We start from the raw sequence: 26,252 nt of genomic DNA, 5'->3' as shown, positions 1-26,252 counted from the left end.
AGCAGGCAAACGGTTAAAAAGACGCAAAAAACGCCAGGGCAAAGCAGGCTTTCCTGACGTTTTTTTATTGGGAAGAATGGGCGATTTTCTTGACTTCCCTGAGGCTGGACTATAAAATTATATTTGCCGCAAATCATTGTTGGTTAAATAAAATTTGCCCCAATTATAGTCGGGCTTTTATCTATTGCTTAGGTGAAAAGAGGAATCAGGAATGGCTAAACTGAAAGATATAGCGGATCGCGTTGGCGTATCCATCTCGACGGTCTCACGCGTGATGAAAAACGATGCCAACCGCTCCGTTAGCGACGAGACCCGTAAAAAAATTTGGGAAACCGCCGAGCAGCTTGGCTATCGCACGCTCCGACCGGCAAAGAAGAAAAAGACAGAAGCCAAAACAGCCTATCGAATTGGTTGCGTAGTCGCGATTCCGCAAAACAAATACAACAATCCTTATTTTTCAGTCATATTGGAAGGGATAGAGAAGGAGCTTGCCGCCTCGAGCATGCGCCTCGAATTCGTATACAGCATTGAGAAGGAAACGGATACCGAGCAGCTGCAAGCCTTGGTGAAGGAACATCAAATCGACGGCATGCTCGTAGTAGAGCGCATTGATCCTGAGGCGTACCGCTGGATTAAAACGAATGTCCGGGCGGTCGTCGGTGTCGATATTGCCGATAGAGAGGTTCCTGTAGTCAGCTATGATCGGGAGGCAGCTGCGAAGGAAGCGGTTAACCATCTTGTCGAGCAGGGCCATCGCCATATCGCCTATATTGGCGGCTCGGAATACAAGGACGACTTCCGTGCGGAAAAACGTTTTCTCGGCTATCAAAGCGCCTTGAAGGAAGCGGGCTTGCCAATGGATGATGAATGGGTCATTGATGTGAAATGGGATGTGGCGCTCAGCTACGAGCTGACGAAGCAGGCTTTTGCGAACAATGCGCAGCGGCCGACGGCTATTTTTGCTGCCAGTGACATGATGGCGATTGCGGCAATGCGCGCAGCGACGGAGCGCGAGTTGAAAATTCCCGATGACATTGCCTTTTTCGGCGTCGATAACATTGAAATATCCGAATTTACATCGCCGCCGCTTTCGACCATTCATGTGCCCAAGCTGGAGATGGGCATGTTCGCGGTCAAGCTGCTGATCGATTATTTGGAAAATCAATATCAGATCGCGGTCAAAATGGTCATTCCCTACCGCTGCCTGCTCCGCCACTCCACCAGCAGCAAGCTTACGCATGTTACGCCATAGCACAGCTGGATATGTATGTGCATGTAGATCCATTAAAAGATGACTTCTGATAGCTCTAATCAGAAGTCATCTTTTTTTTATTGAAAAACCCTCCTGCTCGCCACTCTATCTATACGAAAGCGACATGCCGCTCACTCTACTTGTCGCCTTCACGAATATATATTTTCGCTCGTATCGCTATAATGAGCTTACGAAGTTAACAACGTTGGAGGGGAACGATATGACGACAGCCACATCAAGCACGCGCATGTATGAAAAGGGAAATTATTCTCGCACCTATACGGAAGTTCCAACAGCTAATCCTGCATTTGAATGGCGGGATGGCATGGTTAGCGGCAACGGTGAAAATGGTTATATTACATCCGGCTCGCCGTATATGGACAGCTTTATTTTTCAATATATGTGGTTTAACTATCCTTCCCAGGATCCAAGGGTCATTCCCGAGGAATTAACGGGGCAGCTGGCGGATGCTAGATGGAATGTTTTTAACCAAAATGATCAATGGAAAATTACACATGCCAATGGGGACACGAGAAAAAGAACCTTCTACTATAGCTATCATCCCGGACACCAGCTCAGGCTTAGTGCGACGAATAAAGGAAGCGCAGCGGAATATGAGCGATGGACCAATTACGAAACGGCAGAGACGGGTGTGCGCTACAGCGATGAGCAGGGCTCATGGGTTCGGACATCGTTTACATCTAGAATCGATAATGTTTCGCTTACGAAGCTTGCCGAGTCGTCTACCGGTGCCAAAATCAATATGACGATTTCCGTAGATGACATTTTAAGCATGTCCCGGGCGCAAGGTGGCCACACGGAGGTTACGGCGCTTGCGTATAAGAAACTGGTGGATGCGAATGCGGATTATATTGCGCAGGTTGCACACTACCCCTCTTATCCGGGCAGCGAGTTGATTAATGGAGGATATGCGGGGCTGACGCAGGTCATTGTTGTAAACGGTACTAAAAAGCGCGTGCTGCTCCCTGATACGAATGAAACGATCAATGTTGGAGGCGAGCAAAACCCCGCCATTCAAATTATAGAGGCCGATGCGGTCTATCTCCTTACACAATCCAATCGAACGCATGAGATGGGCAGGCTTGAGGATTTTGCCGGGATGACGCAATATGCGCTTGTGGAGCAGTTATTTGAACATACGAATGCAGTTGCGCAAAAATATAAGGATGCGGACGGTCATTTCGATTATAATGCCGCTCTAGCGCCCCATGCCTACAAGCACGGAGCCGAATATAACGCGGTAAGCTTTCGGATTCAAGGCGATGAGGAGCACAAAGGGGCGGATAATGTAGCGCTTATTGCGGCGCAGCAAGCATCGCCAACTAAAGTCAATCATGCTTTTATGGAGCAGGTGTATAATCAGGGGCGCTATGCGATGATTTGCTGCAGCGGCTCCAGTGCACCTCGCTTGTATGGCATGTGGACCGGAGAATGGAACCCCGGTTGGCGCGGAATTTATACCCTTGATGCCAATGTCAATTTGCAGGTAGCCCCGATGAATTCCGGCCATTTAACGCAAGCGCAGCTGGGTTATATTGCGTTTTTCTTGAGAAATACGCCTGATTTTGCCTACAATGCAAAAATGGCGTATGGGATGCATGATGCGATTCAAGTATCCGTGAACTCAGATGGCGACCGCGGCATGCATGTGGAATATGACAATGACTATCCGTTTGAATATTGGAATGCTGGAGCCAGTTGGTGCCTACTGCCTATTTTCGAATACTGGCAATGTTACGGCAATCTGCAAATTCCGATTCATGACAGCATGAGGATTCAGGAATTGCAGCCGCTGCTCAGTGTAAAAGACGGAGGGTTGAGCGATGAGGAATTCGCCGCGCTTCTAAGCAAGGGCAGCCTTGATTTGGAGAGTGATATTTTGCTTCCGCTGCTTACAAAGCAGGCAAATTTTTGGGAGCAGATAGGTACGCCGGAATATTACACCGATGCAAGCGGCAAAGCTTGTTATGAAAGCGGCAAAATGGCGTTGAACCCCGGTGAAGCCTATATCATTATACCGGCCTATTCACCGGAAAATAACCCGATTGGGTATAGCAGCACCATTACGGCTAATGCCACAATGGATATCGCTGCTGCGCGGGATGGCCTGCTGATGGTTATTGCCATGGAACGAGCCGTCAAACGCGAAGGTTATGAAGCGGCCATTGCTAAATGGGAGACTTTGCTAACCCAGCTGCCGAATTATAAATATGATGAGGATGGCGCTTTGCGTGAATGGGCGATGAATGAATATACCGAAAACAACAATCACCGCCATTTAAGCCATCTATACGTGGCTTGGCCGGCTTATGAAGCCCAGAACAATACGGGGCTTGCTGCCGCTGCAACAATCGCGCTTCAAAACCGTGACGACTACAACACCCATGATGCCACCGCGGGGCATGGCTGGATGCATAAGGCGCTCGTTAGCGCAAGGCTGAAAAATGGCAACGGCGTGCTCGCTTCTCTGCTGCCTATGATGACGGGCACGGCCTATTATCCATCGTTAATGACGGACCATGATACGAACCGAAGATGCCACACCTACTGCACGGATACCGCATTTGGTACGCTTGGCGCGGTCAATGAAGCGCTGTTATTCTCAAACTCTGGTGAAATCGAGCTGCTCCCGGCTTTGCCAACCGATTGGAAATCAGGCTCCATTAATGGCCTTATGGCACGAACTCAAGTAGAGGTTAAGGAGCTTGTCTGGGATGTAGCGGCGAAAAAGATACAGGCTACTCTGCGTTCAGGCGCCAATAGCAATGTGATTCAATTAATGGCAGGCGTCCCTTGGACGCAAGCCATCATAAATGGCAGCGAGGCAGAGGTGCTTCAAGGCGAGAGTGGCAAGTATATTTCATTAACGTTGAGTAAGGGTACGGACGTTGCGGTTGAATTTATTTTGGCCAATGCGTAGCCTGCAATAGCAAGGAGGAGAGGACTTCTGAGGTAACTCAGGCGTCCTCTTTTTTGTTTTACTAGGGCGTGTATGCAAAAGGCAGCTTCATGCTGCTCGTTTCGGGGGTTTGCTCCCTGCATGAAGACAAAAAGACAAAAAGATAGACTTCGTGGACACAACTTGGAGGACACAGCAGCCGCTATTTCGACCGAATCACTGGTTTTGGCACCGGCTGCGGACTCAGGAGCCGCTAATGCGCTGCCCATCGTCATTTTCAAAGGGTTATGAAAGCGATAGCGAATCTCCTGTCAGCTTAAGTCCTGAATTGGGATTAAGATCCAGAATAGCGGAAACTCAGTCCGCGAAAAAAGGAATGAGCTTCCAAAACAGTTTGTTCTCATCCACAGTGCTCTCTGCAACTATGCTCTCTGCAGCTGTAATCTCAGTAACAATCCCATAATGTGGTTCCTCAAGTCTTGTATGGTCAGAGGAAATTGACATTGAATAGGCATGAAGCAAGGAGCAGCAGCAAGGGCTCACGTTTGCGGGCGCATCCTAGAGAGTGCTGCTTACAAAATGTTGGACAGCTTGCGGTATTCGCGCGGTGAAATGCCTTCATGGCGGCGAAAAATCCGGCTGAAATAATGAATATCGGGATAGCCAACGCTTTCGCCGATGCTCTCTATTGATAGCACGGATTCACGCAGCAGCCTTCTCGCCTCCCGGTGGCGGATCGATTGGACGAATTCGCTCGGAGGCATTCCCGCCATTTGCTTAAACAGCTTCGCCATATGATCGACGCTCAAATTAAGCCGTCTCGCAAGGCTGGGGTTCGTCCATGGCTCCGCTGGCGCGTCTTCGATTTGCTTCATCAATTCCAGTAGCTTGTCCCCGTGCACAGAGGCCTGTGCAACAGAGCTTGATAAGGAGGAGCGCAGCAGATGGGTGAGAATTTGCAGCATATACGCTTTGCAGGCGAGCTCATAGCCGGGCGGGCGCATCGTAAACTCGTGCACGAGCTGCTCCATGAGCTGAACGCATACGAGGGAAGGCGTATAGACGATGCTCGCCGATAACGGAGCCAGATGTTCTGAGCAGGCCTCCACCGCAAATTTATCTCCTTGGGCCTCTTCTGTATAGACGACCATATCCGCCTCGGTCTGAACCTCCAGCTCATTGAAAAAATCAAAGTGAATGCCTAGAAACCTCGCTTCAGGAGTCGATATAATCTCATTTTGATGATAGACACCTGAGGGCAAAAAAATAAGCTGGCCCGCTGTGAGCATATAACGCTGCCCTTGCATATAGGTAGCTGCTTCGCCATGGGTCACATACAGCAGCTCAAAATCATACAGCCTTCGCTTCGGCATCGGGCCCGGCGGCAGGCTTTGGAATTGGGCATAATGGACGCTCGGCGACCATTCCCGAAAAGGAGCTATCCTTTGTAGAGGGTAGCATGCAGCAGAGTTATCCACAGAGTCAACCACCTTTCCTATATTTGCAAACACAATAAAACGGAATTGTGCAAATAATATCTTTTTCAACTAAATAAAAATCCGATAAAATCGGCTAATATAAATGTATTATCACATGTTTACTAATGGGTTTCAACATAACGGATTTTGCTAAAAAAGGAGCATGAAGCTGATGGAATTCGCTATAGCTGCCATTGACGGCAGCTACATTTGCAACCGGCTTGAGCCCGTTGCACCTGGCACTTCATCCGCATTGCTGGATTGGGGTCGCTGTGAAGCGCTGGAGCTGGTCGAGACGGTAACCGGAGAGCCGCCGCGGGAGCGGACGGAGGTAAGGTTGGGCTGGAGTTCGGAGCATTTGCATCTTCGTTTCGAATGCAGGGATTCGCATATCGTATCTGATTTTACACTGCGGGATGAGCCGCTTTATGAGCAGGATGTTGTCGAGGTGTTTATTGACGAGGAGGGGGAGGGTCGGCGTTATATGGAGCTGGAGGTTAGCCCGCATAATGTTGTATTTGATGCCATTATCGAAAATGACGGCTCAGGAGGCATGATCTCCTCGGACCTGCAATGGCAGTTTTCCGGCCTCCAAACGTCCGTGCAATCAGACGGTCAAGGAAATGTGCTCTATTACATTGATATTCCAGCATCTAATTTCAAGCGTCCTTTCGCTCCGGGTTTAACGATGCAAATCAACGTTTACCGCATCGATCAGGATTTTCAGGGTATACGCGAGTATCAAGCATGGCGACCTACGCGAGCGGTTAACTTTCATCTGCCGCAGCATTTCGGCAAGCTCATTTTTAATTAAAGCTTTTAACCCAATTCAATTAACAGGAGGAACCCAAATGAAAAAAGGGATTAATATTTGGTCATTCAACAGCGACACCACCATCGCCAGCTGCATCCAAACGGCGAAAAAAGCCGGCTTCGATGGCATCGAGCTGTCGCTTAACGGCACGGGCGAGCTGAGCCTCGCGGCAACGGATCAGGAAATTCGCGACATCAAGGCGCGTCTAGAGGAAGCTGAGCTGGAAATTGCGGGCCTTGCAACGGGATTATATTGGGATTATGCCATGACGAGCGCGAACCCGGAAACGCAAAGCAAAGCGATAGATGTGTGCAAAAAACAGCTGGAGCTTGCAGCGGCGTTTGGTGTCGATACGATTCTGGTCATCCCTGGCGCGGTTGGTGTTGATTTTATCCCAGGCAGCGAAGTAACGGATTACGAATATGCGTATAACCGTGCTCAGGAGTCGATTGCGAAGCTGGTTCCTTTTGCAAAAAGCGCGAACGTATCGATTGGCATTGAAAATGTATGGAATAAATTTCTGTTGTCGCCGCTTGAGCTGCGCGGGTTTATCGATTCATTTGGTTCAAGCTATGTAGGCTCTTATTTCGATGTTGGAAACGTCGTGCAAAACGGTTATCCAGAGCAGTGGGTACGCATTTTGGGCAACCGCATCAAGAAGGTCCACTTCAAGGATTACCGCCGCCAAGCGGGCGGGCTTCACGGCTTTGTTGACCTGCTTGCAGGCGATGTGAACTACCCTGCTGTCATGGAGGCGCTGCAGGCGATTGGCTATGACAATTACGTCACGGCCGAAATAATTCCGCCATATACGCATCATGCCGAGCAAATTATTTTCAATACTTCGAAAGCGATGGATGCGATTTTGGGCCGTGGAAACGCCTAGTCTATTTCGCCTCAAGCATTTATTTGATAAGGGGGATTTACCATGTTAAAAGTAGGATTAATCGGCTTCGGTTTTATGGGACGCATGCATTTCGACAACTACGTTCGTCTGACAGAAGAGGGCGCACCTGTGCAATTGGTGGCGATTTGCGATCTAATGATCGAGGAGTTGAAAAATGGCAAAGCTTCTGGAAATATGGCGACGGGCCAAGAGGTTTATGATCTTTCGCCATACAACTTGTATGACAGCATTGAGAAAATGCTTGAAAACGAGGAGCTCGACATAATCGACATTACGCTGCCCACTTATTTGCACGCAGAGCTGACCTGCTCGCTGCTGGAAAAGGGACTGCATGTGCTGTGCGAGAAGCCGGTAGCCGGCAATTCCGCCGATGGCTGGAAAATGGCGCAAACGGCTGAGCGCACAGGCAAAACGCTGATGATCGGCCAATGCCTGCGCTTCTGGCCAGCATATGAATATTTAAAAGCTGTTGTGGACGATGGCCGTTTTGGCGCGGTAACGGGCGGCTATTTCTTCAGAGGCTCTGCTGCCCCTAAAGGCTGGTTCCTTGACGGCAGCAAGAGCGGCGGGGCTGTGCTGGATATGCATATTCATGATACTGATATTATCCACTGGCTGTTCGGCAAGCCGGAGCAAGTGTCGACGCTCGCCCGCAATGTCATTCCAGGCAGCGGCTACGATACGGTATCTACAAATTACGTTTACCCGGACGGCAAAGTGCTGAATGCACAAGCGGACTGGACGCTGGAAGGCGATTTCGGTTTTGCGATGACGTACCGCGTCAATTTTGAAGGTGGCAATCTGCTGTTCGAGAACGGACAGGTTAAAGTGAATCCGAACAACGAGCCAGGCTTTATAGCTGATCTTTCACCTGACATGGGCTATTACCGCCAAATCAAATATTTCCTTGAATCGGTAAACGCGGGTACGCCCGTATCGATATGTACGCCGGAAAGCGCTGTTGGCACGCTGGAAATTATTGAAGCAGAGCTTCGCTCAGCCGATGAGCGCGGCGCGTTAATCCGTTTGTAAGGATGTATTTGGCGGCCAATCGGCCAACCTAGCGGCGCACAGAAACATAAGAATTGGCCCTTTCGCTATAGAAATATGGCGGCAGGGTCTATTTTTATTTTAATCGTTCGATATGTGAAAAATATCACATAACTCCGGCTCGTTGTTGTTTATACTGATGGTAAGAACAATGAAAGCTTTACAGGGAGGCGTTTACAATGGGAGCAATACGGCAAAAGCTTGTGCTGATTGGCAATGGGATGGCGGGAGTAAACACGCTGGAGCATATCCTCAAGCTGTCACCAGAGCAATATGACATCACGGTATTCGGCAGCGAGCCGCATCCAAACTATAACCGGATTATGCTTTCCTATGTATTGGAAGGCAGTAAAACGATAGACGATATTATTTTGAACAGCTGGGCTTGGTACGAGGAGCATCATATTACGCTGCATACGGGAACGACGATAACGGCTATTGATACGCAGCAAAAAATCGTGTTTGCGGACAATGGGCTGACCGCAGCCTATGACCGTCTAATTATTGCTACGGGCTCGAATCCCATTATACTGCCCGTTCCCGGGCATCAGAAGCAGGGCGTCGTAGGCTTCCGCGACATTGCGGATTGCAGCGTCATGCTGGAGACAGCGAAGCAATATCGCAATGCAGCTGTTATAGGCGGCGGGCTGCTCGGTCTGGAAGCTGCCAAGGGCTTGCTCAATTTGGGCATGAATGTGACGGTCATTCATTTAATGGCGGATTTAATGGAGCGCCAGCTTGACCCGAGCGCTTCGGCGATGCTGAAGGCGGAGCTGGAACGGCAAGGGCTGCATTTCCTCATGGAAAAGCAGACGGCGGAAATTTATGGCGGTGAGCGCGTTGAGGGGCTGACCTTCAGCGACGGAACGAAGCTGGAATCGGATTTTATCGTTATGGCAGCGGGCATACGGCCTAATACGGCTTTGGCCAGCGCGAGCGGCCTTGAAGTGAAGCGGGGCATCGTCGTCGATGATTACATGCAAACGTCGGCGGAAGGCGTGTACGCAGTTGGCGAATGCGCCGAGCACCGCGGCATTTGCTACGGCTTAGTAGCCCCGCTGTTTGAGCAGGGGGCCGTGCTGGCGAAGCAGCTATGCGGCGTGCAGACGAAGGCTTACGAGGGAACGCAATTATCGACGAAGCTAAAAATTTCGGGCGTAGATGTATTTTCGACGGGCGTCTTCCTGGATCAGCCAGAGCTGACGGTCATTCGCAAGCAGGATGACTGGAAACAGCAGTACAAGAAGCTGCTGCTTAAGGAAAATACAATTGTTGGCGGTGTGCTTTACGGCGATGTCAGCGATTCGAGTCGGATTCAGCAATGGGTACGCGAAGGAGCTGCCATGACGGAGGCTATTTATGCAGAGCTGATGGGAGCAGCTGGCACCGCGTTGTCGGCTGCTGACCGCGTAGCGCAAATGGCCGATGATGAAATCGTATGTGGCTGCAATGGCGTATCGAAGGGGAGCATCGTAAAGGCGATCAAGGACAATTCGCTTACTTCGGTCGATGAGGTAAAGGCGTGCACAGGGGCTGGGCGTTCGTGCGGCGGCTGTGTGCCGACGGTTAGCCATTTGCTGCAATATGTGTTGGGAGACGAATATGCCGGCCAGAAGACGAAGACGGGCATTTGCGGCTGCACGAGCCTCAGCCGCGATGAAATCGTAGCTGCGATTAAAGAGAAGCATCTGACGACTGTGAAAGAGGTTATGCATGTACTGGAGTGGCACAATCCGGAGGGCTGCTCGAAATGTCGCCCGGCGGTCAATTATTACTTGGGCATGCTGTGGCCGCAGGAGCATGAGGACGAGAAGGATTCGCGCTTCGTTAATGAACGGATGAACGCCAACATTCAGAAGGATGGCACCTACACGGTCGTGCCGCGGATGTATGGCGGCGTGACAACGCCGGAGGATCTGAAGAAAATTGCCGATGTTGCCGTGAAATATGATGTAAAAATGGTTAAAGTTACTGGAGGCCAGCGGCTTGATTTAATCGGGGTTGCGAAAGAAGATTTGCCACTCGTATGGGAAGAGCTGGATATGCCCTCGGGCTATGCCTATGCGAAGGCGCTGCGTACAGTAAAAACCTGCGTCGGCCAGCAATTTTGCCGCTTCGGTACACAGGATTCGATCGGCATGGGCATTCGGCTGGAAAAAACATTTGAGCGGATCGATATGCCCGCCAAGTTCAAAATGGCCGTGAATGGCTGTCCGCGCAACTGCGCCGAGTCGTGTACGAAGGATATTGGCATCGTCGGCAATGACGGCGGCTGGGAAATGTTCGTTGGCGGCAATGGCGGAATCAAGCCGCGCATCGCCGAGCTGCTGTGCAAAGTGAAAACGGATGAAGAGCTTGTGCAGATGGTGGGTGCTTTTACCCAATATTATCGTTTGACGGCGAATTACTTGGAGCGCACTTCGGAGTGGGTGGAGCGCGTTGGCATAGAGGCGATTAAAGCGGAGGTTGTTGACAATATGGGTCGCCGCCGCGAGCTGTATCAGGATATTTTAGCCGCGCTAGCCGAGCTGAAGGAGCCTTGGAGCACAGCGCTTGAGGAGCAGCGGGAAAGCAGCTATCTGTTTGATGCGATTCAAATGAAATAGGCAAGCGAATGAAGGGTAGGCTGAGCAGTTACTAAAATTTAAAGGATAGAAGGCGAGGAGCATCCAAATGACCACACAGGTAAATCAAGATTTGACCTATATTAAAATCGGCACACTCGAGGATTTTCGCGAACGAATGGGGCGGGTTATTCGCTTGAATCAAAAGGAGATTGCTGTGTTTCGTACAACCGACGGCACCTTGTATGCGCTGGACAATCGCAGTCCCCATCGCAGGGGAGGTCCGCTGGCGGAAGGCATGGTATCGGGACATTTTGTACTGGACCCGTTATATGATTGGAAGATTGCACTGGATAGCGGGCAGGTGCAGGCGCCTGATTCTGGCTTGGTGCAAACCTATCCACTGAAGGTGGAGGGCGAGAACGTACAGATGGGACTGACGCCTCAGCAAGCAAGGCAGCTCGGACTGGAATAATAGAGGCAAGTATCTTAAATGAACAAAGGAGGTTTATCTATTGAATACAGCGACGCTTAACAGAGAAGGTGGTCAAGGCAAGAAGGGTTTCGGAGAGTGTGCGTGCTGCAGTGGCAACCACCTGCTGCATGCACTTTTGGAGCAGAAGGAGCGGCAGGACATTGGCATTCAGCCGGAGAAGCTGAAAGCGGCAGATTGGAGCGAGCAGTCGATTGCCGGGATGGTGCGGCAGCTCATGTTCGGCTATCATCTGTTTCTCAGAGCCGAGCTGCCGTTGCTGCATGAATTGACGGCGCTCATTACGAGCGTGCATGGCAGCCAGCACCGCCAGCTGATTGAGCTGCAGCAGCGCTTCCATGCTTTAAAGGCTTTGCTGGAGCAGCATTTGATTGATGAGGAAGAATGCTTTTTCCCGCTTATTCTGAAATATGAGCGGCGCAATTCTGCTAGCGCATTTAGGCAGGCGAAGCAAATGGTCGAGAAGCTTGAAGGCGACCATAGGCGGATCGGCAATATGCTGCTGCATCTTAGGCTGGCTTCGGCGCATTATATGCTGCCAGATGATGCGTGTGAAGCTTTCGCTTATACGTACAGCAGGCTGAGGCAGCTGGAAGCAAAGCTGCTGGAGCATATCCGGCTGGAAAATCATTATTTATTTTATAGATTGTGATAATTTTCACATTATAAAAAGGGATCTGGTTTTATACTGTAGCTATATAGGATATAGGAGGCGGAAAAGATGGCTGTCAATCATACCGATCGCATTAAAGTGGCAGAGTCTGCGGGCGCTTGGCGGGGCTTTGCAGCAGGCAAATGGCAGGAACGCATTGATGTAAAGGATTTTCTGGATCATAATTTGCAGCCTTATACAGGCAATGAGGCCTTTTTGGCGGGAGCCACTGAGGCAACGGTCGAGCTTTGGCAAAAAATCCAGCACCTCGTCAAGCAGGAGCGGGCAAACGGAGGTGTGCTGGATATTGACCTAAATACAGTTTCCAGCATTACCGCCCATGCTCCCGGTTACATTGACCAGAAGAAGGAGCAGATTGTCGGGCTGCAAACCGACGCGCCATTGAAGCGCTCCATTCAGCCATTCGGTGGCATCAAAATGGTCGTTGATGCGTGCGAGGCTTACGGCTTCGAGCTGCCAGCCGAAATGGTCAAAATGTTTACCGAGGTTCGCAAAACCCATAACCAAGGCGTGTTTGATGCCTACACCTCAGAAATGCGGGCAGCGCGCAAAGCAGGAATCATTACGGGGCTGCCAGATGCTTATGGACGCGGCCGAATTATTGGCGATTATCGCCGGGTAGCCTTGTATGGGGCCGATCGTCTCATCGCGGGTAAAAAGCAGGAGCTGCTGCTGCTGGAAACAGGCACGATGACGGAGGACACGATTCGCGACCGAGAGGAAATATCCGAGCAAATCCGTTCACTGCAAGAGCTTAAGCAGATGAGCCTTGCCTACGGCTGCAACATCTCCCGGCCAGCAGCTACGGCGAAGGAAGCGTTCCAATGGCTGTATTTTGCTTATCTTGGGGCGATTAAGGAGCAGAACGGCGCGGCGATGAGCCTTGGGCGCGTTTCCAGCTTTCTCGATATTTATATCGAGCGCGATCGGCTGGAAGGAAGGCTGACGGAGGAGCAGGCACAGGAGCTGATGGATCATTTTGTCATGAAGCTGCGGATCGTGAAGTTTTTGCGGACACCGGACTATAATGAGCTGTTTAGCGGTGATCCGACCTGGGTGACAGAGTCGATTGGCGGCATGGCGGTCAATGGCCAGACGCGGGTGACGCGCAGCTCCTTCCGTATTCTTCATACTTTATACAATTTAGGTCCGGCACCGGAGCCGAATTTGACTGTACTATGGTCAGCGAGCCTGCCGGAAGACTTCAAAAAATATTGCGCCAAGGTGTCGATTGAAACGAGCTCGATTCAATATGAAAATGATGACATTATGCGCCCGCAGTTCGGCGATGATTACGGTATTGCCTGCTGCGTCTCCGCGATGCGGATCGGCAAGCAGATGCAGTTTTTTGGGGCTAGGGCGAATTTGGCAAAAGCGCTGCTCTATGCCATCAATGGTGGAGTAGATGAGGTATCCGGTGCGCAGGTTGGGCCAGCATTTGCCCCGATTACGAGCGATTTGCGCCTCGATTATAAAGAGGTGATGGGCAAATATGACGCCATGCTGGAATGGCTTGCTGGACTGTATATGAACACGCTCAACATTATCCATTACATGCATGACAAATATGCATATGAGCGGCTGGAGATGGCGCTGCATGACCGTGAGATTTTGCGTACGATGGCATGCGGCATTGCGGGCTTGTCTGTTGTGGCCGACAGCTTGAGTGCGATCAAGCATGCGGTTGTTGTACCGATACGTAATGAAAATGGCATCGTTGTCGATTTTGACATTCAGGGCGAATACCCGATGTACGGCAACAATGACGAGCGGGTAGACCGGATCGCTGTGCAGCTCACGGAAACGTTTATGAATAAGCTGCGCAAGCATCGCACCTACCGCGGCGCTTTGCCAACGATGTCGGTACTGACGATCACATCGAACGTCGTATATGGCAAAAAAACGGGCAGCACGCCGGATGGCCGAAAAGCAGGGGAGCCTTTTGCGCCCGGCGCTAATCCGATGCATGGCAGAGACCGCAAGGGTGCGCTTGCCTCGCTCGCATCCGTAGCTAAAATTCCTTACGAGGATTGTCTCGACGGCATTTCCAATACGTTCTCGATTATTCCGAAGGCGCTCGGCAAGGAGCCGCTGACGCGCATTAACAATCTCGTTTCGCTGCTTGACGGTTATGCGGATAGCTCCGGCCATCATTTAAACGTTAACGTATTTGAACGGGAGCAGCTGCTGGATGCGATGGAGCATCCGGAAAACTACCCGCAGCTGACGATTCGTGTATCAGGCTATGCCGTTAATTTTATTAAATTGACCCGCGAGCAGCAGCTCGATGTCATTAACCGCACGTTCCACGGCGCGGTATAGAAAGGAGGCCCTAAGCATGTTAGGCAGAATCCATTCCTTTGATACGTTTGGAACCGTCGATGGACCGGGCATTCGTTTCGTGCTTTTTATGCAGGGCTGCGCTTTGCAATGCCAGTTTTGCCACAACCCGGATACGTGGGATACTGGAGCAGGAAAACAGGTGACGGTCGACGATGTTTTGCGGGAAATAGAGCCCTATGTGCCGTATTACCGCCGCTCTGGCGGCGGCATTACGGTTACGGGAGGAGAGCCGACGCTGCAGGCGCCCTTCGTAACCGAGCTGTTCAAAGCGTGCAAGCAGCGCTGGGGGCTGCATACGACACTTGATTCGTCGGGGTTTTGTGAACCGAATCATGCGGAGCCGCTTATGGCGGTTACTGATCTGGTGCTTCTGGATTTGAAAATGATCGATTCCGCTAAGCATGAGCTGCTAACCAGTCGTCCGAACGAGCGGATATTGCGTTTCGCAGCCGCTTTGAGCTCGTGGAAGCAGCCGGTGTGGATTCGGCATGTGCTCATTCCGCAGGTGACTGATGGCAGCGACGATTTACGCGCGCTTGGCGCTTATATCAGCGAGCTTCAATCGGTTGAGAAGTTCGAGATTTTACCCTATCACCGAATGGGAGTTTACAAGTGGCAGCAGCTTGGCCGTCAGTATCCGCTGGAGGGCATTCCGAGCCCGACGGAGCAGGAGGTCGCGCGGGCTTACCGGCTCGTGCAGGAGGGTGGTATTCATGCGGCGTCGCAAATAGTAGAAGTGGGGAGCATAGAAAAGAAGCAGCCTATCAGCCGATTGCTCGGCTGAAGGGCTGCTTCTTTTTTTCTTCCAATCGCTCTATATTTTCAGCGAATCGATTGATTAACGGCCAACTCTTGTAAAAGCAATTCGCTGCTTTTCTCCAGCTGCATAGGGTACAAATGAACGTTAGCAGGCGCTTGTCGCTCCAGCTCATCGAACACAGCTGATGAGGCGTACACATGATCAGCCTCATTCAGCGCTTTGCTTAGCAGCAGGGGATTATCGGTTCCCGCTGTACTGCAGTTTGTGAGTTCAATTCCAGCCTCTAGTACGCGCTCGGCCATCCATTCACCGCCGACTTTACCTAGACAAACGAAAGCAAGAGAAGCAGTAGAAGGCAATTTTGCTATTTCCAATAAGGAAGCCTGCTCGATAATGGCTCCTATAACGGTTAATTTTTTCCCAAAAGGTTGGATCATTTGCTTTACTTCTTCTGCATGATTCAGCGTAGTTACAAAAGCGTCCGCATGGCTGACAGCCTCGCTAAGCGAGTCGCTCTCCAAACGTAAATCCTCTAAAAAGCATATTTCCACATCCGCGCCTGTGAGCCGACTGATTTCGCTGCTGTAAAATAGATAGTCATGGCCTCTGCACTCCACGAATATGAGTCGCTTCGGTCTGGCATTATCGTTTTCTTGCAAGAGGGTATAGGCCAAGCCTGCCTGAAAATATTCTCTCAAGGAAACTTGATGACGGACAGCTTCTTTTTGTGCATGAGTAAACATTTTTTTCATAGGAACACGTTCTTTTTGCAGTCGCTCAATCTCAAGGCCAGCAACCACCTGGGTACCTCGGCCTTTTTGTACGGAAACAAGCCCTTCTTCTTTTAACTGGCTATACACCCAATTGATCGTATTTCGATTAAGCCCTAAAAATTCGGCTAATTCGCCTGCAGGCGGCAACATTTCGCCCGCTTGAATTTCGCCGGTGCCAATGAGCCATTTAAACTGTTCTTTGATTTGAGTATTTACATTAAAGGTTAGTGTCGGATCAACGCGTAGCATAAGCCGTCTATGCTGCATAGAGCTTACCTCATTTCATAGTCAACTAGTTATATTATAGCTTGATCGTGAAAGGAAAAACAACTTTAATACGCTATTAAACCAAATAAAACGTTGACAATGCGTGGGAATTCATTTATATATTACTATATAACTAGTTTACTATTCATTTAAGAGGAGTGGAAGGATGCATACGTTCTTTTTACGATTAACAACTAAGCTGAAGGAGAAGGGAGGAAGCGGCATGCGGAGCCCTTTAACCATTTCATTACCGAAAGCGGCATGGGGTGCTTTGGGAGGATTTATTGTCATTTTGCTGCTGTCTATACTGACTGAAGAGTCGGACCTTGTATGGATTATGGCTCCGTTTGGAGCCACCTGTGTACTGGTTTTTGGCATATGGGATTCCCCATTGTCGCAACCGCGCAATGTGATCGGCGGGCATTTGATATCGACTGGCATTGGCTTGCTTCTTTATCATTTATTTGGGCAGGGGAGCTTTGTTATGGCCGCTGGAGTAGGTCTTGCGATCGGATTAATGATGTTAACCAAGACGACCCATCCTCCTGCTGGAGCCGATCCTCTAGTTGTCATAATAGCTGGAAGAAGCTGGTCTTTTTTAATAAATCCTGTACTTATTGGAACTATCGTCATTGTGGGAATGGCCCTCATAATAAACAATTTGGACAAGGCTAAAAAGTACCCGACCTTTTGGAGATAAGCCTACGATTATTCTCTTACTCATGGAGCGTAAGCAGCTGCCCAAGCATAAAAAGCCCGAAAGACGAGCACTAATTTCCTAGTGCCTATCTTCCGGGCTTTCATACTTTCACATCTGGCTATGCTAATCTTCTTTATTCGCGCCTTGTTCCTCATTAAACCAAAGAGGGTCCTCGCAATCGACTTCACCGTTATAGTTAATCAGCAGCTCTTCTCCTGCCTTAATATCGGTAAAGGCAAAAAAGTCTACCGTCAAATTGTCAAAATTAAGCTCATAGAACGTGTTCGGCGTATACGAGTGATTAAACAGCATACCGTAGCCCAGCAAAAGAGCGGAATGGTTTGCTCCATATTCAAAAGCGTAGTCGGCAAAAATCGTTTTCTCAAGGTGGACATGCTCCTCGTTCTCGTAAGGAAGGACCGGTGCTTCGTGAATAAGCGCGCCCTCGGCGATGTCCTGGGTGGCGAATACGCCGCGGTTCAGCTCGCCATTGCTGAGCTGGGAAGTTCGAATTTCAATCATGATAGTATCCTCTGTCCACTAAAGCATATAATGGAATTCTTTTTCTCAACATTATAGCCCGCTTTCGCTAAAAATAGCAATGCTGCTTCATTCAGTCGCTCCAATTGTGCTTTTCCTAAGGTACTATAAAAACATGGTACTATTGCGGTTAAGCCTCCTCTTGTATAGTTAAGTTAGTCATATATAGCAAGCATACATACTGCTGTTTCAAAATATAAGCATTTATAAGATTCACCCTCATAATCGGCTTTTAGTGAGCGATTTCGCTATAGATAAGGAATATTCGCCAGGGGCAGAAAGGTGACTTGACGCCATGAACAGAGCTTTGACAAGGCAGAAGGAGCTGCAGCACAAGGCCGCTGTACTCAAACAATATGAAGTCTATGGTTATCAGGTCGCCTATTATGTGCTGGAGAATGAAGCGCTGGCGGCACAGGCAGTCATGCAGGCTCTTAAGCAATTATTTCAGGATGAGCAATTTTTCAAGCAGCCACAGCCTGAACAAAAGCAGCAGACAAAACGAGTCGTCATGAAGCATTCCTTGCTTAGCAAATTGGCTGCTCAGCCATCCTCGCTCAGAATCATATAAACTAGAAGCAGCTGCTATAGCAGCCCGCTCCCCGCTTTTTCACGAACAACAGCAGCCGGTCATGCTATCCAATCGAACCAAGGCAGCTTTGAGCGCAAGCGCCGCACATTACAAGCGGCAATAAAACACCCTCCGAAATTCCCAAACAGGCGAATTTCGGAGGGTGTTTATGTTTAGCCGGCTTGAAGCGCTTAGTTGGAAGCGACTTTCAAGCGGATCATATTCCACGAAGCTTTGCCTAGTACGGCGCTAACTTGGCCGCCATCGACTTTGGCTGTGCCATTGTTATGCGGCAGCACCTGATTAGGACGAGCTTTCGTATTACAAGCTTTAATATCGTCATGCTCCAGAACCACATGCTCGATGAGGCTGACTGTACCGAAGCTGCGAACATCAACATCAAGGTCCAGCGATTCCTTCAAATGACGGTTGACGGCGAAAATCGTAATTTCACCTTGCTCCTCATTATGAACGCTAATCGCTTCCAGATAAGGCACATCAGTGAAGTCCTTCGAATCGTATTTTGGCGATGAAGTAATCGGTTGAAGCACAGTGCCCCGTCCATACAGCGATGCGTGCTTGTAAGGGAAATACGTCGTTTGCAGCCACAGCGGACCGCCATTTTCCGTCATAATCGGAGCGATAACGTTAATGAGCTGAGCCAGGCAGGCGATTTTCACCCGGTCTGCATGCTTAAGCAGTGTAATGACGAAGCAGCCGACAGCAAGCGCATCCTCAAGCGTATATACATCCTCAAATTCTGGCGGTGCAATATGCCAGCGTTCCTCGGCGCGGCTTGTGCCAATGGAATTCCATACATTCCACTCATCCAGCGACAGCATGAGCTTCTTCTTGCTGCGCTTCTTCGCTTTCATGTAATCCGCAATCGCCGTTACGCTGTAGATGAATTGATCCATATCGAGCGATTTCGCGAGGAAGTTTTCCGAGTTGTTTTCGTTATTATTGTAATACGTATGCAGCGACAGGTAGTCGACCTGATCATACGTCAAATCCAGTACAGTCGCTTCCCAATCGGCAAAGGTGCTCATGCCGCTCGAAGAGCTGCCGCAAGCAACAAGCTCGATGGATGGATCGACCCAGCGCATCACTTTAGCCGTTTCATTCGCCAGTCTGCCGTATTCAACTGCTGTTTTGGCGCCGATTTGCCAAGGGCCGTCCATTTCATTGCCCAGGCACCATGTTTTGAACTTATGCGGCTCTTTGTAGCCGTGTGAAATGCGCAGATCGCTATAATAGGAGCCGGATGGATGATTGCAATATTCAACGAGGTTACGTGCTGCATCTACGCCGCGCGTGCCAAGATTGACCGCCATCATGACTTCGGAGCCTACGAGCTTCGCCCAGTCGGCAAATTCGTTTGTGCCAACCTCATTAGTTTCGGTTGTCCACCAAGCCAGCTCAAGCAGACGCTTGCGCTCTTCTTTCGGGCCAACGCCGTCCTCCCAATTGTAGCCCGAGACGAAATTTCCGCCAGGATAGCGTATAATAGGAACGTTGAGCGCTTTAATCGCTTCGAGCGCGTCGCGGCGGAAGCCGTTCTCATCAGCCGTAGGATGGCCCGGCTCATAAATGCCGCCGTATACGGCGCGTCCTAGATGCTCGATGAATGATCCATATAGACGCGGGTCAACCTCAGCAATTTTAAAATGTTTATCAATGAGCATCGTTGATTTCAATGACATAATGGTAAAACCTCCTGTTTAAAAGTGTGGTGAAAATAGATCTGCACTGCGTGAAAAGGTTGGCTTACGACCGTTGACGCTTCTCCAGCTCAACCTTTTCACTCCGCTTGCCTTTTTCACCTTGCATATAAAAAAATGATGAATTAGCCAAAAACTGAATTCATATACTTGCTAACTACTTATATTTTTAACATAATGAATAAATACAAGCAATGAATAAGGGTCGTAATAATGAAGGATTAGCTAAATTACTAACCCTGCAAATAGGATGTGACAGAATGTACTTAACGACGAATGCAGAATCGCTTCGTGTATATGAAGCGCTGGCGAGCGAGGTTCGCCTGCAAATTATTGATTTGCTGGATGAGCGTGAACGGCATATTAAGGAGCTGGCAGCGGAGCTTTATTTGAGCAGCGCGATTGTCAGCACCCATGTGAGCAAGCTTCAGCAGGCGGGTATTGTGACGAGCAAAATGAAGCGCGTAGGTGGCGGAACGTATAAATATTGCTCACTTTCGGCCGAATATTTGCAAATCAGGCTGTCCAAGCCAAATGACCAGAAGCGAAAAAATATGGAAACGATGCTGCCGGTCGGCCATTATACCGATGTAGCCGCCTTTCCAACCTGCGGCATTGCAACAGCAGAGAAACTAATCGGGCAATATGATAATCCCAAATATTTTTTGGACCCGGAGCGAATGAATGCCGGCATTTTATGGTTTGCCAGAGGATATGTCGAATATAAGGTGCCCAATCATCTATTTGTTGATCAACGGGTGCAGGAATTGGAAATTTCACTGGAGATTGGCTCCGAAGCGCCGCAAATTAATGAAAATTGGCCGTCGGATATTCGCTTTTTTATCAATGGCTTGTATTTGGGCGAATGGACGAGTCCGGGTGACTTTGGACGTGTGCGTGGACGGCTGTCACCGGATTGGTGGCAGGGCGATGTGAATCAATATGGCTTACTGAAGGTGCTGCGTCTCAATGCGAATGGCACCTTCATTGATGGCTTGCAAATATCCGAGCTGACAATTCATGATTTGGATTGGGAGACCCCGTTTCTGACGCTTCGCATCAGCGCCGAGGAAAGTGTTCCGGGCAGGGGAGGATTAACCTTGTACGGCAAGGGGTTTGGCAATTACAATCAAGATATAAGAATTCGTACCTATTATGAATAAACCCCAAACACTTCAATGGGAATAGCTGGATGAAAATGGAGGGATCGTAATGGCGCCTTATTGTCGTGTGCTCATTGTAGATGATGAAATATTAGTCAGACAGGGCATTAAGCACTTATTGAATTGGGAAAAGGAAGGCTTTCAAATCGTCGGCGAGGCGGCGAGCGGAACGGAGGCGCTGGAGAAAATTCAGCAGCTGGAGCCGCATATCGTAATAACGGATATCGTCATGCCTGTCATGGATGGCGCGGAGCTTACAAGAATTGTCAAAGCGAGATTCCCGGAAATTGAAGTGATTGTGCTTAGCAGCTTTGGAGAATTTGATTATGTGAGATCGACATTTCAAAGCGGCGTTGCCGATTATATATTGAAGCCTAAGCTGGAGGCGACCCATCTACTTGAAGTATTAAAGCGTACTGCGCAGCGAATTCCTTCACTGAAGCTGGAGCATGCACCAACCGATAAAGACACAACGGTACAGGTGCTGCTGGATATGCTGATGGATGGCTTCGGCGTAGAGCTTGAGGAGACGGTGGGGGCAGAAGCGTTCCCTTATGACAGCTTTCAGATGCTTGGTGCAGAATGCAAGCCTGCTGGAGATAAAAAGGCCATGCTAGCCGTAGCTGAGCTGCTGAAAAAAAGAATGCAGTCGGAGCTCGTCGTTTCGCTGGAAGAGTCGGTCCATTATTCGCTTAGGGCGGAAGCTGGGCGCGTCGTGCTGCTCATTAATTTGAACAAGCAGGAAAGCCCGCAGCTTGCCGCTGCCGTACGGAGACTGGATGAGTGGACGGGCGAGCAAATGCTTGAGGCGAGATGGACACTGGGCGAGCCGTTCAGCCATTATACCGAGGTGGGGGACCATTTCAAGCTTAGCTTTCTGAAAATGAGCGACTACCGCTTTTTTTTGGCTGACCCGGATTGTGTGCTTATTGCAGGGGAGCTGCCATATATGCCGCCAGTAGAAGAGAAGTTTGATTTGCCGCGGTTTTCCGAGCAGCTGAGCAAGCAGCAGTTTGAGAGCGCTTTTAGCGACCTGCTGGCTTATGTGCAGGGTGCCCCGCATTTTTATAAGAAGGATGTATTTGAGTTTAAATCATTCCTTAGCAATGTTATTTTTAATATGACGATTGTAGTGGGCCGCCTGGAGGTGGATGCCACGCATTTGGAAGAGGCGAAATACCGCTATTTCAAGGAAATTGGCGATGCCTCGCATATAAGCGAAGCCATCGTGCTAATGGAGGCATTCGTGAGCGAAGCGGAGACTGTACTGGCAACCCGCAAGCAGGGAGCAGGCAATCCGAATATGGCAATGCTGCTTGCTTATATTGGCGAGCATTTTGCTGAGCCGCTAAGTCTGACGGAGCTGGCGAAGCATTTTCATTTTAACCCTTCTTATTTGTCTACGTATTTCAGTGCGCATAATAATGAAGGCTTTAGTGAATATTTGAACAAAATTCGGGTGGAGAAGGCGGCAGAGCTGCTGCTAGCCGATACGGCATCCATTTCGGAAATAAGCGGCATGGTGGGGTACTCGGATCATAGTTATTTTACAAAAGTGTTCAAAAAGATAACGGGCTTGTCACCTAGCCATTATCGCAAACAATATGTCAACCAGAAAAGGGACTAGTGCATGAAGGCATTTTTGGCAAAATTTAAATATCACGGCTTGTTTATAAAAATGTTTACCGTCACCTTTGTCAGCATCATTTCGGTTTCGCTGCTTACTACGCTTGTGATGATGCAGATGTCGGAGCGTCTATTCATGAATACGTTCAGTATTACGAATGGAAAAATCATCAATCAGGTGCAGACGAATTTCGAGTCATTCAGCTATTCCATTGTGACAGCGACCAATAATGTTCAGCAAAGCGGAACGCTCAAATCGTTTCTTACAGACCCCGATGAACGATCTGTCCCGACGTTGAAAAGATATTATGAAGCCAACACACAAATCAAGCGAATTCAATCGGGCGTCTCCGCTTATCCGGTGAATATGACGATAACGGGAATTAACGGGCGCAGCCATTCGTCCGACAGCACCTATTGGCCGCGATCAATCGAGAAGCTTCGCAGCAGTAAGCTAACGGAGCAGGCGCTGCAGGAGCCACGGCGTATTTTGTACGAGCTGGATCAGGATAGCATGACGCCTGAAGACAACTCCAATGCTGTTGTTGTCGCCATGAAAACATTGCTGGAGCGAACGAGCGGCCAGCCTTATGGCCAGCTTTATATTGCAATAAGAGAAAAGGATTTTCGCAAATTTTACACGAGCTTCACGAGCAGTGGAAATGATGTCGTTATCTTGAATCAAGCAGGCATGATCGTTTCCAGCAATCGTGAACAGCTTGTAGGGACGACGGTGCCAGAGCTTTTGACCTATGCCAAGCAAATTGAAGAGCAGCAGCTGGACGTTATGGACACAACGGCGATGGGGAAGAGCAGCCTCGTATTGTCCAAATATTTGCCGACCTATGATTTTTATTTGGTGAACTTAATTGATAAGCAGCAGGTCATGAGCCAAATGGTTGATTTCAAAATGGTTGTCCTTATCTCTCTGGCAATCGTGCTGCTGGCCCTCATTATCGTCTTTGTGATTTCAAGGCGGCTGACGAGATCGCTAACGCTGCTGGCTCGGCAAATTTCACGGGTGACGAAAAATGATTTCAATAATTACACTTCGGTAACGGGAAGCTACGAAATCAAGCAGCTCGGCAATGCCTACAATTACATGTTGGATGAGCTGAACGATTATATAAAGCGGCTCATTCAGACGCAGAAGGACCAGCGTAACGCCGAGCTGTCTGCGCTGCAGATGCAGATTAATCCCCATTTTTTATATAATACGCTGGCATCGATTAAAATTTTGGTCCAGCAGGGCAATAAGGATAAGGCTGCGGAAACGATAAACGCACTGATTTCCCTGCTGCAAAATACGGTGAGCAATATAAGCGAGACGATTCCGGTCTCACAGGAGCTCGTCAACCTTAAAAATTACGTATTTATTAATCATGTGAGGTATGGGGAGCAGATTCGAGTCAACTACTTTGCGGACAAAGATTGCATGGGGGCCCATTTGCCGAAGCTGGTTATCCAGCCGTTTATGGAAAATGCTTTTTTCCACGCTTTCCATGAGCGCAGCGAGGGATATATTTATGTACTTATCTCCCGTGAGGGCGATTCGCTCATCTGTGAGGTCGTAGACAATGGGGTCGGCATTAGCGGGCTGAGTAACGGTGAAGCTGGAGCCGAGGTTGACGGAGTAACCCAGAAAAACGGTGAGCGCGGGGTGCATTCGGCAAGCCATTTCTTCTCCGGCATTGGCATACGCAATGTGCATGATCGTTTGACCCTGCTTTATGGTGAAGGCTATGGAGTGACGATTGTCAGTGATCCAGGCCAAGGAACACGCGTGAAAATCAAGCTTCCTTTGTTATTTGAGTAACGATTTTTAAAGCAGCGGCTCGCAGGATAAATCCTGAATGAGCTGCTGTTTTTTAGTTGGCAGCCTTAAATTATTGAAGACAGTATAATAGCAGCCCAACAAGCACAAAATTCAAATACATCTTTTTCATGACGAAGGACGGTGATCAACCATAAAAAATAGGAAATTGGTAATAGGCAATGAGCCTCATTGACACGATCGATCCAGTACTTAGAAGAAGATCCTTGATATTTCCAACTGCCGTCTAAATATATTACCAATAAGCAAATTAATTACTATTGGCAAAAAATAACTACTGTTTATGAAATAAAAGAATGACAAATCCCTATAAAGATATTGCTATCGAACACAATAAACAGATTGTTATAATAAATGATGTTAGCCGGCAAACGCTTTCAGTTACGCAGACAATTATAAAGGGGTTGGGTTTCGTGAAAAAAATGCTTGCCATCCTTTTGGCCAGCTTCGTGCTGCTCACAGCATGTTCAGCTAAAACAGACGATGCTACAAACACAGGCAGCGGAAATGCTGCAGGAAACACTGCAAAAGAACTTACGGTTTGGGCATGGGACAAAACGTTTAACATCGGCGCTATGGAGCGTGCGGGTGCGGCTTATGCTGCTAAGCATCCTGATTCCGGCGTAAAACTTAACATTGTTGAAAATGCACAAGCTGACATTATCCAAAAGCTGAATGCAGGCCTTAACTCGGGCACAACAAAAGGTCTTCCATCGATTATTTTGATCGAAGATTACCGTGCGCAAAGCTTCTTGCAAGCTTACCCGGATGCATTTTTCGACCTTTCGGATTACATCAAACCGGCTGACTTTGCTGATTACAAAATCGGACCGACAAGCCTTGATGGCAAACAATACGGCGTACCTTTCGATTCTGGCGTAGCGGGACTTTATGTAAGAACCGACTATTTGGAGCAAGCTGGCTACAAAGTAGCTGATTTGCAGGATCTGAACTGGGATCAAGTTATTGAATTAGGTAAAGCTGTTAAAGAAAAAACAGGCAAGCAATTGCTTTCTCTAGATCCTAATGACCTGGGCATTATCCGGATGATGATTCAGTCCGCTGGCTCATGGTACCTGAAGGATGATGGTGTAACACCTGATATTGCTGGCAACGTAGCACTGAAAGAAGCTTTCGAAACTTACAAAAAGATGATGGAAGCGGACATTGTAAAAGTTCATTCCGACTGGAGTCAGTTTGTAGCCGGCTTTAACAGTGGCGAAGTAGCAAGCGTTCCAACAGGAAACTGGATTACAGCTTCCGTGAAAGCAGAAGCATCGCAATCTGGAAAATGGGCTATCGTACCATTCCCTAAATTGACGAACAACGCTGATTCCGTTAACGCTTCGAACCTTGGTGGCAGCTCGTGGTATGTTATGAACGTTGATGGCAAAGAAGCAGCAGCAGAATTTTTGAAAGAAACATTTGGTTCTGATGTTGACCTGTACCAAAAGCTTGCAACAGAAATTGGTGCAATTGGCACGCTGAAAGCAGCAGCTGATGGCGAAGCTTACAAAGCAGCTGATGAATTCTTCGGCGGACAAACAGCGGTAGCTGATTTCGCAAAATGGACTGCTGAAATTCCAAGAGTTAACTACGGTATGCATACGTATGCTATCGAGGACATTCTTGTTGTAGAAATGCAAAACTTCATGGGCGGCAAAGCAATCGACAAAGTATTGGCGGATGCTCAAGCTCAAGCTGAAACACAAGTTAAATAAATTCGACCATACGGCAGATGAATAAAATCTTGGGCAATCAAAGCCCCGTCAGTATCGTTCGTTCTGTTACTGGCGGGAGCGG

Annotated in this window: 21 protein-coding genes; 17 read left to right on the top strand and 4 right to left on the bottom strand. The window is 48.9% G+C overall.

What is annotated here, in order from left to right; genetic code table 11:
• Positions 1 to 211 precede the first annotated feature (211 nt).
• The 3 genes from ACSR9A_RS24180 (at position 212) to ACSR9A_RS24170 (ending at position 4,463) form a co-directional block, all read left to right on the top strand.
• Positions 212 to 1,252 carry a LacI family DNA-binding transcriptional regulator gene (locus tag ACSR9A_RS24180; protein WP_473760047.1) on the top strand — a complete coding sequence of 347 codons (1,041 nt, stop codon included), beginning with the start codon at positions 212 to 214 and terminating at the stop codon, positions 1,250 to 1,252.
• A gap of 220 nt (positions 1,253 to 1,472) precedes the next feature.
• Entirely contained in the window at positions 1,473 to 4,193 is a 2,721-nt protein-coding gene (locus ACSR9A_RS24175) for a glycosyl hydrolase family 95 catalytic domain-containing protein (RefSeq protein WP_473760046.1), read from the top strand.
• Positions 4,194 to 4,313: 120 nt separating this feature from the next.
• On the top strand, positions 4,314 to 4,463 hold the full coding sequence (locus ACSR9A_RS24170) for a hypothetical protein (RefSeq protein WP_473760044.1): 150 nt from the start codon (positions 4,314 to 4,316) through the stop codon (positions 4,461 to 4,463).
• A gap of 281 nt (positions 4,464 to 4,744) precedes the next feature.
• Here the strand turns inward: ACSR9A_RS24170 and ACSR9A_RS24165 are convergent, their stop codons facing one another.
• Positions 4,745 to 5,650 (bottom strand): helix-turn-helix domain-containing protein, encoded by a 906-nt coding sequence (locus ACSR9A_RS24165; protein ID WP_473760042.1) that lies wholly within the window; start codon positions 5,648 to 5,650, stop codon positions 4,745 to 4,747.
• 172 nt (positions 5,651 to 5,822) lie between these two features.
• Here ACSR9A_RS24165 and ACSR9A_RS24160 point away from each other — a divergent pair, with 172 nt between their 5' ends.
• The 8 genes from ACSR9A_RS24160 (at position 5,823) to pflA (ending at position 15,278) form a co-directional block, all read left to right on the top strand.
• Positions 5,823 to 6,464 carry a carbohydrate-binding family 9-like protein gene (locus tag ACSR9A_RS24160; protein ID WP_473760040.1) on the top strand — a complete coding sequence of 214 codons (642 nt, stop codon included), beginning with the start codon at positions 5,823 to 5,825 and terminating at the stop codon, positions 6,462 to 6,464.
• Positions 6,465 to 6,501: 37 nt separating this feature from the next.
• Positions 6,502 to 7,350: a sugar phosphate isomerase/epimerase family protein gene (locus ACSR9A_RS24155; protein ID WP_473760038.1), complete on the top strand. Its 849-nt coding sequence runs from the start codon at positions 6,502 to 6,504 to the stop codon at positions 7,348 to 7,350.
• Positions 7,351 to 7,392: 42 nt separating this feature from the next.
• Positions 7,393 to 8,403 (top strand): Gfo/Idh/MocA family protein, encoded by a 1,011-nt coding sequence (locus ACSR9A_RS24150; protein WP_473760036.1) that lies wholly within the window; start codon positions 7,393 to 7,395, stop codon positions 8,401 to 8,403.
• Positions 8,404 to 8,600: 197 nt separating this feature from the next.
• Positions 8,601 to 11,027: a nitrite reductase large subunit NirB gene (gene nirB / locus ACSR9A_RS24145; RefSeq protein ID WP_473760035.1), complete on the top strand. Its 2,427-nt coding sequence runs from the start codon at positions 8,601 to 8,603 to the stop codon at positions 11,025 to 11,027.
• Between the two features lie 67 nt (positions 11,028 to 11,094).
• Positions 11,095 to 11,460: a nitrite reductase small subunit NirD gene (gene nirD, locus ACSR9A_RS24140; RefSeq protein WP_473760033.1), complete on the top strand. Its 366-nt coding sequence runs from the start codon at positions 11,095 to 11,097 to the stop codon at positions 11,458 to 11,460.
• Between the two features lie 40 nt (positions 11,461 to 11,500).
• Positions 11,501 to 12,130: a hemerythrin domain-containing protein gene (locus tag ACSR9A_RS24135; RefSeq protein ID WP_473760031.1), complete on the top strand. Its 630-nt coding sequence runs from the start codon at positions 11,501 to 11,503 to the stop codon at positions 12,128 to 12,130.
• 69 nt (positions 12,131 to 12,199) lie between these two features.
• Positions 12,200 to 14,473 carry a formate C-acetyltransferase gene (gene pflB / locus ACSR9A_RS24130; protein WP_473760029.1) on the top strand — a complete coding sequence of 758 codons (2,274 nt, stop codon included), beginning with the start codon at positions 12,200 to 12,202 and terminating at the stop codon, positions 14,471 to 14,473.
• A gap of 16 nt (positions 14,474 to 14,489) precedes the next feature.
• On the top strand, positions 14,490 to 15,278 hold the full coding sequence (gene pflA, locus ACSR9A_RS24125) for a pyruvate formate-lyase-activating protein (protein WP_473760027.1): 789 nt from the start codon (positions 14,490 to 14,492) through the stop codon (positions 15,276 to 15,278).
• 38 nt (positions 15,279 to 15,316) lie between these two features.
• Here pflA and ACSR9A_RS24120 read toward each other — a convergent pair whose 3' ends face one another.
• Positions 15,317 to 16,294, bottom strand: a complete 978-nt coding sequence (locus ACSR9A_RS24120) for a GntR family transcriptional regulator (protein ID WP_473760026.1) — start codon at positions 16,292 to 16,294, stop codon at positions 15,317 to 15,319.
• A gap of 166 nt (positions 16,295 to 16,460) precedes the next feature.
• Here ACSR9A_RS24120 and ACSR9A_RS24115 point away from each other — a divergent pair, with 166 nt between their 5' ends.
• Complete coding sequence (locus tag ACSR9A_RS24115; protein WP_473760024.1) at positions 16,461 to 16,994, top strand: HPP family protein; 534 nt, start codon at positions 16,461 to 16,463, stop codon at positions 16,992 to 16,994.
• A 123-nt stretch (positions 16,995 to 17,117) separates the two neighbouring features.
• Here ACSR9A_RS24115 and ACSR9A_RS24110 read toward each other — a convergent pair whose 3' ends face one another.
• Positions 17,118 to 17,516: an SET domain-containing protein gene (locus tag ACSR9A_RS24110; RefSeq protein WP_473760022.1), complete on the bottom strand. Its 399-nt coding sequence runs from the start codon at positions 17,514 to 17,516 to the stop codon at positions 17,118 to 17,120.
• Between the two features lie 313 nt (positions 17,517 to 17,829).
• Between ACSR9A_RS24110 and ACSR9A_RS24105 the strand changes: the two genes are divergently transcribed.
• Positions 17,830 to 18,105, top strand: coding sequence for a hypothetical protein (locus ACSR9A_RS24105; RefSeq protein ID WP_473760020.1), 276 nt, complete (start codon positions 17,830 to 17,832; stop codon positions 18,103 to 18,105).
• 191 nt (positions 18,106 to 18,296) lie between these two features.
• Here the strand turns inward: ACSR9A_RS24105 and arfA are convergent, their stop codons facing one another.
• Complete coding sequence (gene arfA, locus ACSR9A_RS24100; protein WP_341281942.1) at positions 18,297 to 19,808, bottom strand: arabinosylfuranosidase ArfA; 1,512 nt, start codon at positions 19,806 to 19,808, stop codon at positions 18,297 to 18,299.
• Positions 19,809 to 20,086: 278 nt separating this feature from the next.
• Between arfA and ACSR9A_RS24095 the strand changes: the two genes are divergently transcribed.
• The 4 genes from ACSR9A_RS24095 to ACSR9A_RS24080 all read left to right on the top strand — a co-directional run bounded on the left by ACSR9A_RS24095 (position 20,087) and on the right by ACSR9A_RS24080 (position 26,170).
• Positions 20,087 to 20,989 (top strand): ArsR/SmtB family transcription factor, encoded by a 903-nt coding sequence (locus ACSR9A_RS24095; RefSeq protein WP_473760018.1) that lies wholly within the window; start codon positions 20,087 to 20,089, stop codon positions 20,987 to 20,989.
• Positions 20,990 to 21,038: 49 nt separating this feature from the next.
• Positions 21,039 to 22,616 carry a response regulator gene (locus ACSR9A_RS24090; RefSeq protein ID WP_473760016.1) on the top strand — a complete coding sequence of 526 codons (1,578 nt, stop codon included), beginning with the start codon at positions 21,039 to 21,041 and terminating at the stop codon, positions 22,614 to 22,616.
• Positions 22,617 to 22,619: 3 nt separating this feature from the next.
• The gene (locus ACSR9A_RS24085) at positions 22,620 to 24,431 is read left to right on the top strand and encodes a sensor histidine kinase (protein WP_473760014.1); all 1,812 of its coding nucleotides are present in this window, start codon (positions 22,620 to 22,622) and stop codon (positions 24,429 to 24,431) included.
• A 431-nt stretch (positions 24,432 to 24,862) separates the two neighbouring features.
• Entirely contained in the window at positions 24,863 to 26,170 is a 1,308-nt protein-coding gene (locus ACSR9A_RS24080; protein WP_473760252.1) for an ABC transporter substrate-binding protein, read from the top strand.
• Positions 26,171 to 26,252: the final 82 nt, after the last annotated feature.

This window comes from Paenibacillus sp. R-74696, from assembly GCF_055814915.1.
This window is presented reverse-complemented; position numbering and strand designations above follow the sequence as displayed.